14 protein-coding genes are annotated in these 12,597 nt (G+C 73.4%); 8 read left to right on the top strand and 6 right to left on the bottom strand.

Translation table 11 applies throughout. The annotated features are described in order from the left end of the window. The first annotated feature begins 40 nt into the window (after positions 1–40). The 3 genes from ACF08B_RS19595 (at position 41) to ACF08B_RS19605 (ending at position 2,166) form a co-directional block, all read left to right on the top strand. Positions 41–388: a VOC family protein gene (locus ACF08B_RS19595; RefSeq protein ID WP_392318488.1), complete on the top strand. Its 348-nt coding sequence runs from the start codon at positions 41–43 to the stop codon at positions 386–388. A 105-nt stretch (positions 389–493) separates the two neighbouring features. Beyond that, on the top strand, positions 494–853 hold the full coding sequence (locus ACF08B_RS19600; protein WP_093479437.1) for a DUF779 domain-containing protein: 360 nt from the start codon (positions 494–496) through the stop codon (positions 851–853). A gap of 134 nt (positions 854–987) precedes the next feature. After that, positions 988–2,166 carry a phosphodiester glycosidase family protein gene (locus ACF08B_RS19605; protein ID WP_392318489.1) on the top strand — a complete coding sequence of 393 codons (1,179 nt, stop codon included), beginning with the start codon at positions 988–990 and terminating at the stop codon, positions 2,164–2,166. A gap of 87 nt (positions 2,167–2,253) precedes the next feature. On the opposite strand, the gene ACF08B_RS19610 is transcribed toward ACF08B_RS19605, so the two are convergent. The 6 genes from ACF08B_RS19610 to ACF08B_RS19635 all read right to left on the bottom strand — a co-directional run bounded on the left by ACF08B_RS19610 (position 2,254) and on the right by ACF08B_RS19635 (position 7,480). Then, positions 2,254–2,448 (bottom strand): hypothetical protein, encoded by a 195-nt coding sequence (locus ACF08B_RS19610; protein WP_020938562.1) that lies wholly within the window; start codon positions 2,446–2,448, stop codon positions 2,254–2,256. Positions 2,449–2,549: 101 nt separating this feature from the next. Then, positions 2,550–3,413 carry a phosphatidylinositol-specific phospholipase C/glycerophosphodiester phosphodiesterase family protein gene (locus ACF08B_RS19615; RefSeq protein ID WP_392318490.1) on the bottom strand — a complete coding sequence of 288 codons (864 nt, stop codon included), beginning with the start codon at positions 3,411–3,413 and terminating at the stop codon, positions 2,550–2,552. A gap of 167 nt (positions 3,414–3,580) precedes the next feature. Then, a complete protein-coding gene (locus ACF08B_RS19620; protein WP_392318491.1) occupies positions 3,581–4,663 on the bottom strand; it encodes an acyl-CoA dehydrogenase family protein in 1,083 nt (360 codons plus the stop codon). Beyond that, a complete protein-coding gene (locus ACF08B_RS19625; protein WP_392318492.1) occupies positions 4,660–5,841 on the bottom strand; it encodes an acyl-CoA dehydrogenase family protein in 1,182 nt (393 codons plus the stop codon). Before ACF08B_RS19625 ends, ACF08B_RS19620 begins: the two co-directional genes overlap by 4 nt. Further along, positions 5,838–6,809 carry an NADPH:quinone oxidoreductase family protein gene (locus tag ACF08B_RS19630; protein ID WP_392318493.1) on the bottom strand — a complete coding sequence of 324 codons (972 nt, stop codon included), beginning with the start codon at positions 6,807–6,809 and terminating at the stop codon, positions 5,838–5,840. Before ACF08B_RS19630 ends, ACF08B_RS19625 begins: the two co-directional genes overlap by 4 nt. Before the next feature lie 86 nt (positions 6,810–6,895). Then, complete coding sequence (locus ACF08B_RS19635) at positions 6,896–7,480, bottom strand: helix-turn-helix domain-containing protein (protein WP_392318494.1); 585 nt, start codon at positions 7,478–7,480, stop codon at positions 6,896–6,898. Positions 7,481–7,558: 78 nt separating this feature from the next. Here ACF08B_RS19635 and ACF08B_RS19640 point away from each other — a divergent pair, with 78 nt between their 5' ends. From ACF08B_RS19640 to ACF08B_RS19660, 5 genes are all read left to right on the top strand, one after another. Continuing rightward, a complete protein-coding gene (locus ACF08B_RS19640; protein WP_392318495.1) occupies positions 7,559–8,491 on the top strand; it encodes an NAD(P)/FAD-dependent oxidoreductase in 933 nt (310 codons plus the stop codon). Between the two features lie 29 nt (positions 8,492–8,520). After that, positions 8,521–10,059: an ATP-dependent DNA ligase gene (locus ACF08B_RS19645; RefSeq protein ID WP_392318496.1), complete on the top strand. Its 1,539-nt coding sequence runs from the start codon at positions 8,521–8,523 to the stop codon at positions 10,057–10,059. After that, a complete protein-coding gene (locus tag ACF08B_RS19650) occupies positions 10,056–10,529 on the top strand; it encodes an NUDIX domain-containing protein (RefSeq protein ID WP_392318497.1) in 474 nt (157 codons plus the stop codon). The genes ACF08B_RS19645 and ACF08B_RS19650 overlap by 4 nt, the downstream gene beginning before the upstream one ends. 75 nt (positions 10,530–10,604) lie before the next feature. Beyond that, a complete protein-coding gene (locus tag ACF08B_RS19655; RefSeq protein WP_392318498.1) occupies positions 10,605–11,990 on the top strand; it encodes an NADP-dependent succinic semialdehyde dehydrogenase in 1,386 nt (461 codons plus the stop codon). Positions 11,991–12,016: 26 nt separating this feature from the next. Beyond that, positions 12,017–12,250: a DUF6213 family protein gene (locus ACF08B_RS19660; RefSeq protein ID WP_392318499.1), complete on the top strand. Its 234-nt coding sequence runs from the start codon at positions 12,017–12,019 to the stop codon at positions 12,248–12,250. Positions 12,251–12,597 lie beyond the last annotated feature (347 nt).

Genomic DNA, 12,597 nt, shown 5'->3' on the forward strand with positions numbered 1-12,597 from the left:
CGACCGTCCAGCACAGCCGACCGACCATCGGAGCCGCGCCATGCACGTACGCCGTGTCGTTCCCAACGTCCGGACGACCGCGCTGCCGGAGAGCGCGGAGTTCTACGGCGTCCTGGGGCTGGAGGAGGTCATGAACCAGGGTTGGATCATGACTCTCGCCTCCCCCGGCGACCCGGTCGTGCAGCTGAGCCTGATGAGCGAGGACCGCACCGCCCCCGTCGTCCCCGACCTGAGCATCGAGGTCGGCGACGTCGACGCCGTGTACGCGGCGATGGTGGCGCGCGGCGCGGAGATCGTGCATCCGCTGACCGACGAGGAGTGGGGCGTGCGCCGGTTCTTCGTACGGGACCCGGCCGGCACGGTGGTCAACGTCCTCAGCCACCGCTGACGCGCCGCGAGCGGGGAACGACGCGATCTGGACGGGCTCATGACGAGCCGTGAGACTGGATCGGGTCCGACGTCTTTGACGTCCCCGGTCCTCCAGGACGGTGCCATGGAAGAGGAAGTCCCCCGCGTCGAGCTCACCCCGCAGGCCGCCGAGCTGGTGCGCCGACTGCGCGACCTGCACGGGCCGCTGATGTTCCACCAGTCGGGCGGCTGTTGCGACGGCAGCGCGCCGATGTGCTACCCCGACGGCGAGTTCCGCACGGGCGGCTCGGACGTGCTGCTGGCCGAGCTGGCCGTGGACGGCGTCGAGGAGCCGGTCACGTTCTGGATGTCGCGGAGCCAGTACGAGGCGTGGAGCCACACCCGGCTGATCGTGGACGTCGTCCCGGGCCGGGGGAGCGGATTCTCCCTGGAGGCACCCGAGGGGGTGCGTTTTCTCACCCGTTCTCGCGTAGTCGACGTCTAGTCGTCCCGTTCGCCGCCGTCGTCTGGTGCACTGCCCTCGACACAAGGACAGTTGACGAGGCATCAGGGGGCACGGTGACCAGACGTCGCGGGCGTTCGGCAGCGGGCAGAGCGGTACTCACGGTTGTCACGGCATTGGGTGTGCTGGCCGGCGCGGCCCTGGCGGGCGCGGCTCCGGCCGGCGCCGCGCCGGCGGGCAGGCGGATCGCGCCGGGCGTCACCTACCGGCAGTTCGACGTCGACACGGCCGCGGGCACGGCGCACGCCCACCTGCTCACGGTCGATCTGGCGAATCCGCACGTGGGTGTGGACCTGTTGTACCCGGGGGCGGTGGCGGCGCGGTCCACCGTCTCCCGGCTCGCGGACTCGGCCGGAGCGGTCGCGGGGATCAACGGCGACTTCTTCAACATCACCGAGACCCAGCACCCGGGCGTGGAGGCCACCGGCGCGCCCGTCGGACCGGCCGTCGCCGACGGGAAGGTGCTCAAGGCGGCGGTGCCCAAGGGCCAGCGGTTCGGGCCCGCGCTGCCGCCGGGGACGAACACGCAGGAGGTGCTCGGCGTGGGCACCGACCGGCGGGCCCGTCTGGACCGGCTCGCCCTGGTCGGCTCCGTCTCCACGCCGGACGGCCGGCTGCCCCTCAAGGGCCTCAACCAGTACGCGCTCCCGCAGAGCTCCGTCGGCGCGTTCACCGCGAAGTGGGGCAGCGTCTCGCGGGCCCGTGCCGTCTGCGGCACCGACTCCGAGCGGGCGGCGCCGTGCAGCGACGACACCTACGAGGTGACGGTGCGGGGCGGCCGGGTGGTGGCCGCCTCCGGCACACCCGGCAGCGGCACGATCGCCGCGGGCACCACCGTTCTGCTGGGCCGTGAGGAGGGTGCGCGACAGCTGCGGAAGCTGTCGGTCGGCGACCCGGTGACGGTCGAGCACAGCCTGGCGGCGGCCACGTCCGGGGTGCCGTACGCGTTCGCGATCGGCGGCTTCCCCGTCCTGCGGGCCGGCAAGCCGCTGTCCGGCCTCGACGACAGGACCTCGGCGGTGCGCACGGTCGTGGGCTTCAAGGGCGGCGGGCAGCAGCTGCTGATCCTGGTGCTGGACGGGGCCGCGCAGTACCGGACCGGCATGACGGTCGCGGAGGAGGCGGACGCCATGCGGACACTGGGCGCGTCCGACGCCCTCAACCTCGACGGCGGCGGCTCGTCCGCACTGGTGGCCCGCGAGGGGAACGCCGGTGCCGTGTCGGTTCGCAACCATCCGAGCGGCGGCGCGGAACGGCCCGTCCCGAACGGCATCGGCGTCTTCTCCGCAGCCTGACGGACCACCCGGCCGACTACCTGACGGGATGCCCAACCCCGGTACCTGGCGGCTGTCGGAGCGAGCCGCCCCACACGGCCGCCCCCGTCAGGGCCGCAGGCTGCTGACCAGGTCGGCGGTCGCGGTGAGCCCGCTGTGGATGGTGGGCGCCATGCTGGTGCTGGCCAGGTAGAAGCCGAGCAGCATGCAGACCAGCGCGTGCGAGATCTTCAGCGCACCGTTGCGGATGAACACCACTGCCAGGATCAGGAGCAGCAGCACCACAGAGATGGAAATGGCCATCAAAACCTCCTCCGCCACGCCCCAGGAGCGGCGTTCGGCCGCAAGTGTGGCGTAGCGGAGGGTTCCGCCGGGCGGCTGACGTGTCCTCCGATCGTGTGGTGTTACGCGGAGGGGTGGGCGTCGAGGAAGGCTTCGAGCCCGGCGAGGTCGTCGGTGTTGAGGTGGTCGACGCCGCCCGCGAGCAGTTCCGACCACAGGGCGTCCCGGGCCGGGCCGGGCGCGTCCGGGGTCGCCCAGAAGCGGATCCGCTGCCCGCGCGCGTGGGCGGCGGCGGTGATGCCGCACAGCTTGCGCCGTTCGGCGTCCGGGAAGGGGCCTTCGCCCTGCCAGGTGAAGTTCGGCGTCCAGTTGTCGCTGATCAGCGGGACGAAGGCGGCGGGGGCCGCGCCGCCGAGGTCGGCCGGCCGGCCGTCGTAGAAGGCGCGGCGCTCGCTCTGCGCCTCCATGGGGGCGCGGGCCGCGCGGTCGCCGGAGACGACGGCGGTGACCGGCCCGGGGTGGACGCGGCCGTGCGCGTACCGGGTGAACAGGTGCGGGTAGCGCCTCAGCTGGCGGTCGAGTTCGCGGTACGTCGACGCGCCCTCGGTCTTGATGTCGATGAGGAGCTGCAGCGGCCGGCGCCGTCCGCGGTACACGGAGCCGTGGTTGGCCCGCACGCGGGCGGCGAGCGGGTCGAGGTACAGGGAGGCGAGGGTGCGGGAGGGGTCGAGGTCGGAGGCGTCGTGGCCGATGAGGAGCTGGTCCCCGACGAGGAAGATGTCGGCCTCGACGCTGCCGAACCGGTGGTCGAGCGCGTCGAACAGGGGGTGCGGGTGCTCGTAGTCGTTGTGGGCGTGGGCGTGCCGCAGCGGGCGCCGGCCGGGATGGCCGCCCGCCGCCCCGGCCTGCGTGACGGGCAGGGCGGTCGCGCCGGCGAGGGCGGCGCCGAGGGTGGTGAGGGCTGAGCGACGGGTGGTGAGGGCCATGCGCTGCCTCCCTGGGGGTGATGGGACCGGGGAGAGTATGCGTGCGTGGCGTGCGCAACGGCCGCCACTCGTGGCCGAGTTGGCTGGATCGCCGCCCTGTGTTCATTTCGCCGGGAAGGGCGCACGAAGAAGCCCGCCCCGGGTGGGGCGGGCTTCTTCGTGACGGGTCAGGGTGCCTGGAGGTCGGCCAGTTCGGCCAGTGCCTCGCGGTGGGCGCCCGCGGTGCCGTAGGCGATCGAGTCGGCCTTGGCCCGCTTGAGGTACAGGTGGACCGGATGCTCCCAGGTCATGCCGAGGCCGCCGTGCAGTTGCACCGCCTCCTCGGTGGCGTGGACGGCGACGGGCGCCGCGTACGCCTGGGCGACGGCGACCGAGACGTCGGTGTCCTCGCCTGAGGCCAGTGCGTCGGCGGCGGCGCGGGCGGCGGCCCGGAGGCTGACGACTTCCAGCCACAGCTGGGCGAGCCGGTGCTTGACCGCCTGGAAGCCGCCGACCGGCCGGTTGAACTGCTTGCGCTCCTTGAGGTACCGGACCGTCTCCGTCAACGCCCAGTCGGCGACGCCGAGTTGCTCGGAGGCGAGCAGTCCGGCGGCGGCGCGCAGGGCCCGGCGCACGGCGGGTGCCGCGTCGCCGAGCCGGCGGGCGGCTGCTCCGTCGAGGGTGACGGTGGCGAGCGGGCGGGTGAGGTCCAGGGAGACCTGCGGGGTGACCGTGACGGCGTCGGCGGTCACGGCGTACAGCCCGCCGTCGTCGCCCGGTACGAGCAGCACGTCGGCCGCGGCGGCGTCCGCGATGCCCGCGAGCTCACCGTGCAGCGTGCCGTTCTCGACGCGTACCGTCCTGAGGGCGGCGCCGGGCGCGTGGTGCAGGGCGACGGCGAGGGCGCCGACGGCCCGCCCGGCCGCCAGCTGCGCCAGCAGTTCCTTGTCGCCGCAGGCGAGCAGGGCCTCGGTGGCCAAGACCGCGCTGGTCAGGTACGGCACCGGCGCGACCGAACGGCCCAGCTCCTCCAGGACGACGGCGGCCTCGCGGTGGGTGGCGCCCTGACCGCCCAGCTCCTCCGGTACCAGGAGCCCGGCCAGGCCCATGGTGGCGGCCAGGGTCTTCCAGAGGGCGAGGTCGTGCGGCGCGTCCGACTCGGCGCGGGCGATGACGCCCGGGGCCGCGCAGTGGTCCGTGAGCAGGTCGCGGACGGCGGCGCGCAGCGCCTCTTCCTCCTCGGTGTAGAGGAGATCCGGCTCGGTGCTCATCGGGCGAGGTCCTTCCAGGCGACGTCCTTGTCGGTGCGCGGCTCGGCGGGCAGGCCCAGTACGCGCTCGGCGACGATGTTCAGCAGGACCTCGCTGGTCCCGCCCTCGATGCTGTTGCCCTTGGAGCGCAGGTAGCGGTAGCCGGCGTCGCGGCCGGTGAAGTCGACCAGTTCGGGGCGGCGCATGGTCCAGTCGTCGTACGCGAGGCCCTCCTCGCCGCGGAGTTCCACCTCCAGGCCGCTGATCTCCTGGTTGAGGCGGGCGAAGGCCAGCTTCATCCCGGAGCCCTCGTAGCCGGGCTGGCCCGCGACGAGCTGCTGGCGCAGGCGTTCGGCGGTGAGCCGGGAGACCTCGGCCTCCACCCACAGCTTCAGCAGGCGCTGGTGCAGGTCGTGGGTGCGCAGTTCGGGGCGTTCGCGCCAGGTCCGCGCGATCGGGCCGATCATGCCGCCCTCCCGGGGCAGCCGCATGCCGCCGATGGAGACGCGCTCGTTCATGAGCGTGGTCTGCGCGACCCGCCAGCCGTCGCCGACCTCGCCGAGGCGGCGGGAGTCGGGGATGCGGACGTCGGTGAGGAAGACCTCGTTGAACTCGGCCTCGCCGGTGATCTGGCGCAGTGGCCGCACCTCGACGCCCGGGTCGGTCATGTCGCAGACGAAGTAGGTGATGCCCGCGTGCTTGGGCACGTCCGGGTCGGTGCGGGCGATGAGGATGGCCCAGCGGGCGACGTGGGCGCTGGACGTCCACACCTTCTGGCCGTTGACCACCCAGGAGTCGCCCTCGCGGACCGCGCGGGTGCCGAGGGCGGCCAGGTCGGAGCCGGCGCCGGGCTCGCTGAACAATTGGCACCAGACCTCCTCACCCGTCCACAGGGGCCGCAGGAACTGCCGCTTCTGCTCTTCGGTGCCGTACTTCAGGATCGTCGGCGCGGCCATGCCCAGGCCGATGCCGATGCGCCGGGGGTCGTTGTCGGGCGCGCCCGCGGCCTCCAGTTCGGCGTCCACCACGGCCTGGAGGGAGCGCGGGGCGCCGAGCCCGCCGAGCCCCTCGGGGTAGTGCACCCAGGCCAGACCGGCGTCGAAGCGGGCCCGCAGGAACTCCAGGTGGTCGGTGCCCGCGGGCGGGTGGGCGGCCAGCAGCTCACGCGCGCGGCCGCGCAGTTCCTCGGCGTCGGTCATGCGCCGGCTCCCTTCTCCAGGACCACGGCCACCCGACCGGTGGTCACGCCGTCGGCGACCCGCTGGACGGCGGCGGCGGCGCCGTCCAGCGGCACCCGCTCGCTCACCAGCGGCCGGATCGCGCCGCGCGCGGCCAGTTCGGTGAGCTGCTCGTGGCAGTGCTGGACCAGCGCGGGGTTCTTGGTGTTGTACAGGCCCCAGTGGAGGCCGACGATCGAGTAGTTCTTCACCAGGGCGTGATTGAGCGCCGGGCTGGGGATGGTGCCGCCGGCGAAGCCGACGACGACGATCCGGCCCTCGAAGGCGACCAGCTTGGCGGACTGCGTGTAGGCCTCGCCGCCGACGGGGTCGTAGACGACGTCGACGCCCCTGCCGCCGGTGGCCTCCTTGACGGCGGCGACGACGTCCTCGGCGCGCCGGTCGACCACCACGTCGCAGCCCAGCTCGCGGGCGACGGCGGCCTTGCCCGGTCCGCCGACGACACCGATCACGGTGGCTCCGGCGGCCTTGCCGAGCTGCACGGCCGCGCTGCCGACGCCGCCGGCGGCCGCGTGCACGAGCAGGGTCTCCCCGGCTTCCAGGCGGGCGCGGCGGTGCAGGCCGAACCAGCCGGTCTGGTAGCCGATGTGCAGGGCGGCGGCCTGCGCGTCGTCCAGCGACTCGGGCGCGGGCAGCAGGGCGCGGGAGTCGGCGAGGGCGTACTCGGCGAAGCCGCCGTGCGGCAGCGCGGGGTTCGCGATCACCCGCCGGCCGTCCTCGGTCTCGCCGCAGATCTCCACCCCGGGGGTGAAGGGCAGCGGCGGGCGCACCTGGTACTGGCCGCGGCACAGCAGCGCGTCGGGGAAGTTGATGTTGGCGGCCCGCACGCGCAGCAGCACCTGACCGTCTCCGGGCGTGGGCCGTTCCACCTCGGCCAGGCGCATCACCTCGCTCGGCTCGCCGTTCTCGTGCACTTGCCATGCCTGCATGCGGGGCCTCCACGGGACTGCTTCGTCTGACCGGGTCCGATCGCATACTAAGCGGTCGCTTGCCGATCAGGGAACAGTCGGACGGGTCACGTACGGGCCGGCCGCGCCCTGACGTGCATCCGCTCCCCCTGCGGCCCGAACAGGCTGAGGAACTCCACCGGCCCCTCCCCCGTCGATCCGAACCAGTGCGGCACCCGCGTGTCGAACTCGGCGGCCTCCCCGGCCGACAGGACCACGTCGTGCTCGCCGAGGACGACCCGCAGCCGCCCGGACAGCACGTACAGCCACTCGTAGCCCTCGTGGCTGCGCGGCTCCGGCTCGGCGGTCCGCTTCGGCTCGAGGACCTTGAAGGCCTGGAGGCCGCCGGGCTGGCGGGTCAGCGGCCAGAAGGTGCGGCCGTGGCGCACCAAGGGCTTGGCCCGCACCCGGGGGTCGCCGACCGGCGGCGCGCCGACCAGCTCGTCCAGCGGCACCTGGTGGACCTGGGCGATGGGCAGCAGCAGTTCCAGACTGGGTCGGCGCAGGCCGGACTCCAGCCGCGAGAGCGTGCTGACGGAGATGCCGGTGGTCTCGGACAGGGCCGCCAGGGTCACCTCCCGCTCCTTGCGGATCCGCCGCAGCCGCGGACCCACCTCCGCGAGGACGTCGTCGGTACTCGTCTCCGTGCTCATACCGGTATTGCAGGTTCGGCAAAGAAGTTTGTCAATCCGGCAGCGTCCGGGCCACCGTCGGGCGCGGAGGTGGTCATCATGACCGAGAACTGGGAAGTGGTCGTCGTCGGAGGGGGCGCGGCCGGCCTGTCCGCGGCGCTGGTGCTGGGCCGGGCCCGGCGCCGCACCCTGGTCGTCGACGCGGGCGAGCCGCGCAACGCGCCGTCCGCGCACCTGCAGGGGTATCTGACCCGGGACGGCATGTCCCCCGCGGAGTTCCTGGCGGTGGGGCGGGAGGAGATCGCCCGGTACGGGGTGGAGCTGGTCCGGGACCGGGCCGTGGACGCGAGCGGGGACGCCACGGGCTTCACGGTGGAACTCGCGAGCGGCCGGAGCGTGCGGGCCCGGCAGCTGGTGATCGCCACCGGCCTGGCGGACGAGCTGCCGGCGGTCCCGGGGCTGGCCGAGCGGTTCGGCCGGGACGTGGTGCACTGCCCGTACTGCCACGGCTGGGAGGTGCGCGACCTGCCGACCGGTGTGCTGGCGACCACCCCGCTCAGCGCGCACCAGGCACTCATGGTCACGCAGTGGTCCAAGGACGTACGGCTCTTCCTGCACGAGGTGAGCGAGTCGGAGCTGACGGCCGACGACCTGCGCCGGCTGGCCGCCGCCGGCGTCACGCTGGTGCCGGGCCGGGTCGAGGAACTCGTGGTGGCCGACGACCGGCTCACCGGGGTACGGCTGGCCGACGGGACGGTCCACGAGCGCGAGGTGCTGTACGCCGCCCCACGTGCCGTGCCCCGCAACGACCTGCTCGTCCGCCTCGGCGCGGAGCTCCGCGACACGCCGTTCGGCGCCTACCCGGTGACCGACGAGCGGGGGCTGACGACCGTGCCCGGGGTCTGGGCCGCGGGCAACGTCGGCGGGTTCGCCGAGCAGGTGGTGAACGCGGCCAGCCGCGGCTACCGGGCGGGCGCGGCGATCAACGCGGAGCTGCTCTTCGCCGACCTGGACGCGACCGCCCGGGTGTAGAGACCTCGCTCCCGGTGCACCATGACTGCATGCTGCTGACCCGGCTCGCCCAGGTGTCCCGGGAGGTGGCCGCCACCGCGGCCCGGTCCCGCAAGACCGCGTTGCTCGCGGAGCTGTTCCGGGAGGCGGAGGCGGACGACGTACCGATCGTCATCCCCTATCTGGCCGGGCGGCTGCCGCAGGGCCGGCTCGGTGTCGGCTGGAAGGTGCTGGGCCGGCCGGTCCCGCCGGCGGCCGAGCCCTCCCTGACCGTGCGGGAGGTCGACACCCGCCTCACCGACCTGGGCAAGGTGTCCGGGCCGGGTTCACAGGCGGAGCGGGTTCGCATCGTCGGCGAGCTGATGACGGCGGCCACCGAGGAGGAGCAGCGCTTCCTGCTCGGCCTGCTCACCGGGGAGGTCCGGCAGGGCGCCCTGGACGCGGTCGCGACGGAGGGGCTCGCCCGGGCGACCGGCGCGGACCCGGCGGACGTACGGAGGGCGGTGATGCTCGCCGGTTCGCTCCAGCCGGTGGCCCAGGCCCTGCTCGGTGAGGGCCCCGGGTCTCTCGACCGGTTCCGGCTCACCGTCGGCCGGCCGGTGCTGCCGATGCTCGCGCACAGCGCGTCCTCGGTCGCGGAGGCGGTGGAGAAGCTGGGCTCCTGCGTGGTGGAGGAGAAGCTCGACGGCATCCGGGTCCAGGTGCACCGGGACGGCGGCACCGTCCGCGTCCACACCCGCACGCTCGACGACATCACCGCCCGGCTGCCCGAAGTGACGACCGCCGCACTGGAGTTGCGGGGCGAGCGGTTCATCCTGGACGGCGAGGTGATCTCCTTCGACGCCGACGGCCGGCCCCGGTCCTTCCAGGAGACGGCCGGCCGGGTCGGGTCCCGCACGGACGTGGCGAAGGCCGCCGGCGAGGTGCCGGTCTCCCCCGTCTTCTTCGACGCGCTCTCGGTCGACGGCCACGACCTGCTCGACCTGCCCTTCGCCGAACGGCACGCGCGGCTGGCCGAGCTGGTGCCCGAGCCGATGCGTGTCCGGCGGACGGTGGCCTCGGGGCCGCAGGACATCGAGGAGGCGGAACGGTTCCTCGCCGAGACCCTGGCCCGGGGCCACGAGGGCGTGGTGGTCAAGGCCCTCGACGCGCCCTACAGTGCGGGCCGGCGCGGCGCCTCCTGGCTCAAGGTCAAGCCGGTCCACACCCTCGACCTGGTGGTACTGGCCGCCGAGTGGGGCCACGGCCGCCGTACCGGCAAGCTGTCCAACCTGCACCTCGGCGCACGCAACCCCGACGGCACCTTCGCCATGCTCGGCAAGACCTTCAAGGGCATGACCGACGCCGTGCTCGCCTGGCAGACCGAGCGACTGCGGGGACTGGCGGTGCAGGACGAGGGCGGGGTGGTCCGGGTCCGCCCCGAACTCGTCGTGGAGATCGCCTACGACGGCCTCCAGCGTTCCTCCCGCTACCCGGCCGGCGTCACCCTGCGGTTCGCGCGCGTGGTCCGCTACCGCGAGGACAAACGCCCCGAGGAGGCCGATACGGTGGAGGCCCTGCTGGCGGCCCACCCGGAGGTCAAGCCGTGACGGTGCGTGCGACGAAGCGCAGCGCGGGTCTGCTGTTGTTCCGGCACACCGACGAGGGACGGGAGGTGCTGCTGGGGCACATGGGCGGCCCGTTCTTCGCGAAGAAGGACGCGGGTGCGTGGACCGTGCCCAAGGGCGAGTACGAGCCGGACGAGCCGGCCTGGGAGGCGGCCCGCCGGGAGTTCCAGGAGGAGCTGGGGCTGGCGCCGCCGGACGGGGAGGCCGTACCGCTCGGCGAGGTCGTGCAGAGCAACGGCAAGATCGTCACCGCCTGGGCGATCGAGGCGGACCTGGACCCCGCGTCGGTCAACCCCGGGACCTTCCGCATGGAGTGGCCCCCGCGGTCCGGGCGGATCCAGGAGTTCCCGGAGCTGGACCGGGTGGCATGGCTGGGTCTGGACCGGGCCCGCGAAGTGATCATCACGGCGCAGGCCGCGTTTCTCGACCGCCTGGCGGAGCACTCGGGCTGAACAGCGGCTCACGCGTTGCGCTCCACGCGGGCGCGCGCGAAGGTCGAGACAAGCCCGCTCCCAGGGAGGTCAGCCATGCCCATCGCGACGGTCAACCCGGCGAACGGCGAGACGCTCAAGACGTACGAGGCCATGGGCGAGGAGGAGCTGGAACGCCGGCTCCAGCTCGCCGAGGCCACGTTCCGCACCTACCGGACGACCGCGTTCGCCGATCGCTCCCGGTTGCTGGACAAGGCGGCCGATCTGCTGGAGGAGGACCAGCAGGAGATCGGCCGCGTCATGACCACGGAGATGGGCAAGCCGGTCAAACAGGCCCGCGCGGAGGCCGCGAAGTGCGCCAAGGCGATGCACTGGTACGCCGCGAACGCCGAGCGGCTGCTGGCCGACGAGGAGCCCGCCGAGTCGGACGTCCGGGACTCCGGCGCGTCCCGGGTGCGGGTGCGCTACCGCCCGCTCGGCCCGGTCCTCGCCGTGATGCCGTGGAACTTCCCGCTCTGGCAGGTGATCAGGTTCGCCGCGCCCGCGCTGATGGCCGGCAACGTGGGCCTGCTCAAGCACGCCTCGAACGTCCCCCAGACGGCCCTGTACCTGGAGGACCTGTTCCACCGGGCGGGATTCCGGGAGGGCTGCTTCCAGACGCTGCTGGTCGGCTCCGGCGCGGTCGACGACATCCTGCGCGACGAGCGGGTGAAGGCGGCCACCCTGACGGGCAGCGAGCCCGCGGGCCGGGCCGTCGCCTCCACCTCAGGCGAGATGATCAAGAAGACCGTGCTGGAGCTCGGCGGCAGTGACCCGTTCGTCGTCATGCCCTCGGCCGACCTGGACCGGGCGGCCCAGGTGGCCGTGACCGCACGGGTGCAGAACAACGGGCAGTCCTGCATCGCCGCCAAGCGGTTCATCGTGCACACGGACGTCTACGACGCCTTCGCCGAGCGGTTCGTGGCGGGCATGAAGGCCCTCCGGATCGGCGACCCGCTGGAGGAGGAGACCGAGATCGGGCCGCTCTCCAGCGAGCAGGGGCGCAGCGATCTGGAGGAGCTGGTCGACGACGCCCGGCGCAGCGGGGCCGAGGTGCTGTGCGGCGGGCAGCGGCCGGACGGGCCCGGCTGGTACTACCCGCCGACCGTGCTCGCGGGCATCACCCGGGAGATGCGCATCCACCGGGAGGAGGCGTTCGGGCCGGTCGCCACGCTGTACCGGGCCGGCGACCTGGACGAGGCGGTGCTGATCGCCAACGACTCGCTGTTCGGACTCAGTTCGAACGTGTGGACGCGGGACGAGGACGAGGTGGAGCGGTTCGCCCGGGATCTGGAGGCGGGTGGCGTGTTCGTGAACGGGATGACCGCCTCCCACCCGGCGTTCCCGTTCGGCGGCGTGAAGCGCTCGGGGTACGGGCGTGAGCTGTCCGGGCACGGAATCCGGGAGTTCTGCAACATCACCACGGTTTGGCAGGGTGCGTGAGGGGTGCGCGGCTACCATCCCCTTTTGTGAACCGCGAAGTGACCCTGCCTCTGATCGTCGACGACCGCGGTACCTTGCAGGTGTCCGCGGCCGACGTGAGTAAGTTGTTGCGGACCGTCGGCGGACGCTGGCTGCATCTCGTCGAGGCGGGGGAACAGGGGCTCGACGAGGACACCGTCGCCGCCCTGACCATCGAGCTGGCGAAGCTGGCGGACCGCATCGACGTGGCGTGCATCGCCCACAGCAGCGGGGCTCCGTGAGCTCACCCGTGCGGCCGTAGCGGGTGCACGGCCTCAGGCACACCTCATCACAAAGGCCTTTCCACCGAATGTAGTTGCTGGACAAGCACCCCGCCCCCCCTCATCCCCCGTCTCCCCCGCCCGCCGCCGAGCCGGCGGAGCCGGCGGGCCGCCCCTGAGTGCCCGGTCCGCTGCGCCGACGCTCCGCTCGGCCAGGACCGTCCCCCGCCGCCCGGACCCCCGGCGCTCCCGATGCACTCCGGGGCGCCCGGCCGACTTCGGCGCGCGGCGTCCCGGACGCGAGCGCCCGGCCTGGGTGCGAGTGCCGTGACGGCCGTCCCCAGCAGGCCCTTCGCCGTAACGGCGGT

This window comes from Streptomyces sp. NPDC015139 (assembly GCF_043079785.1).
In the GTDB taxonomy this organism is placed as follows: domain Bacteria; phylum Actinomycetota; class Actinomycetes; order Streptomycetales; family Streptomycetaceae; genus Streptomyces; species Streptomyces albidocamelliae.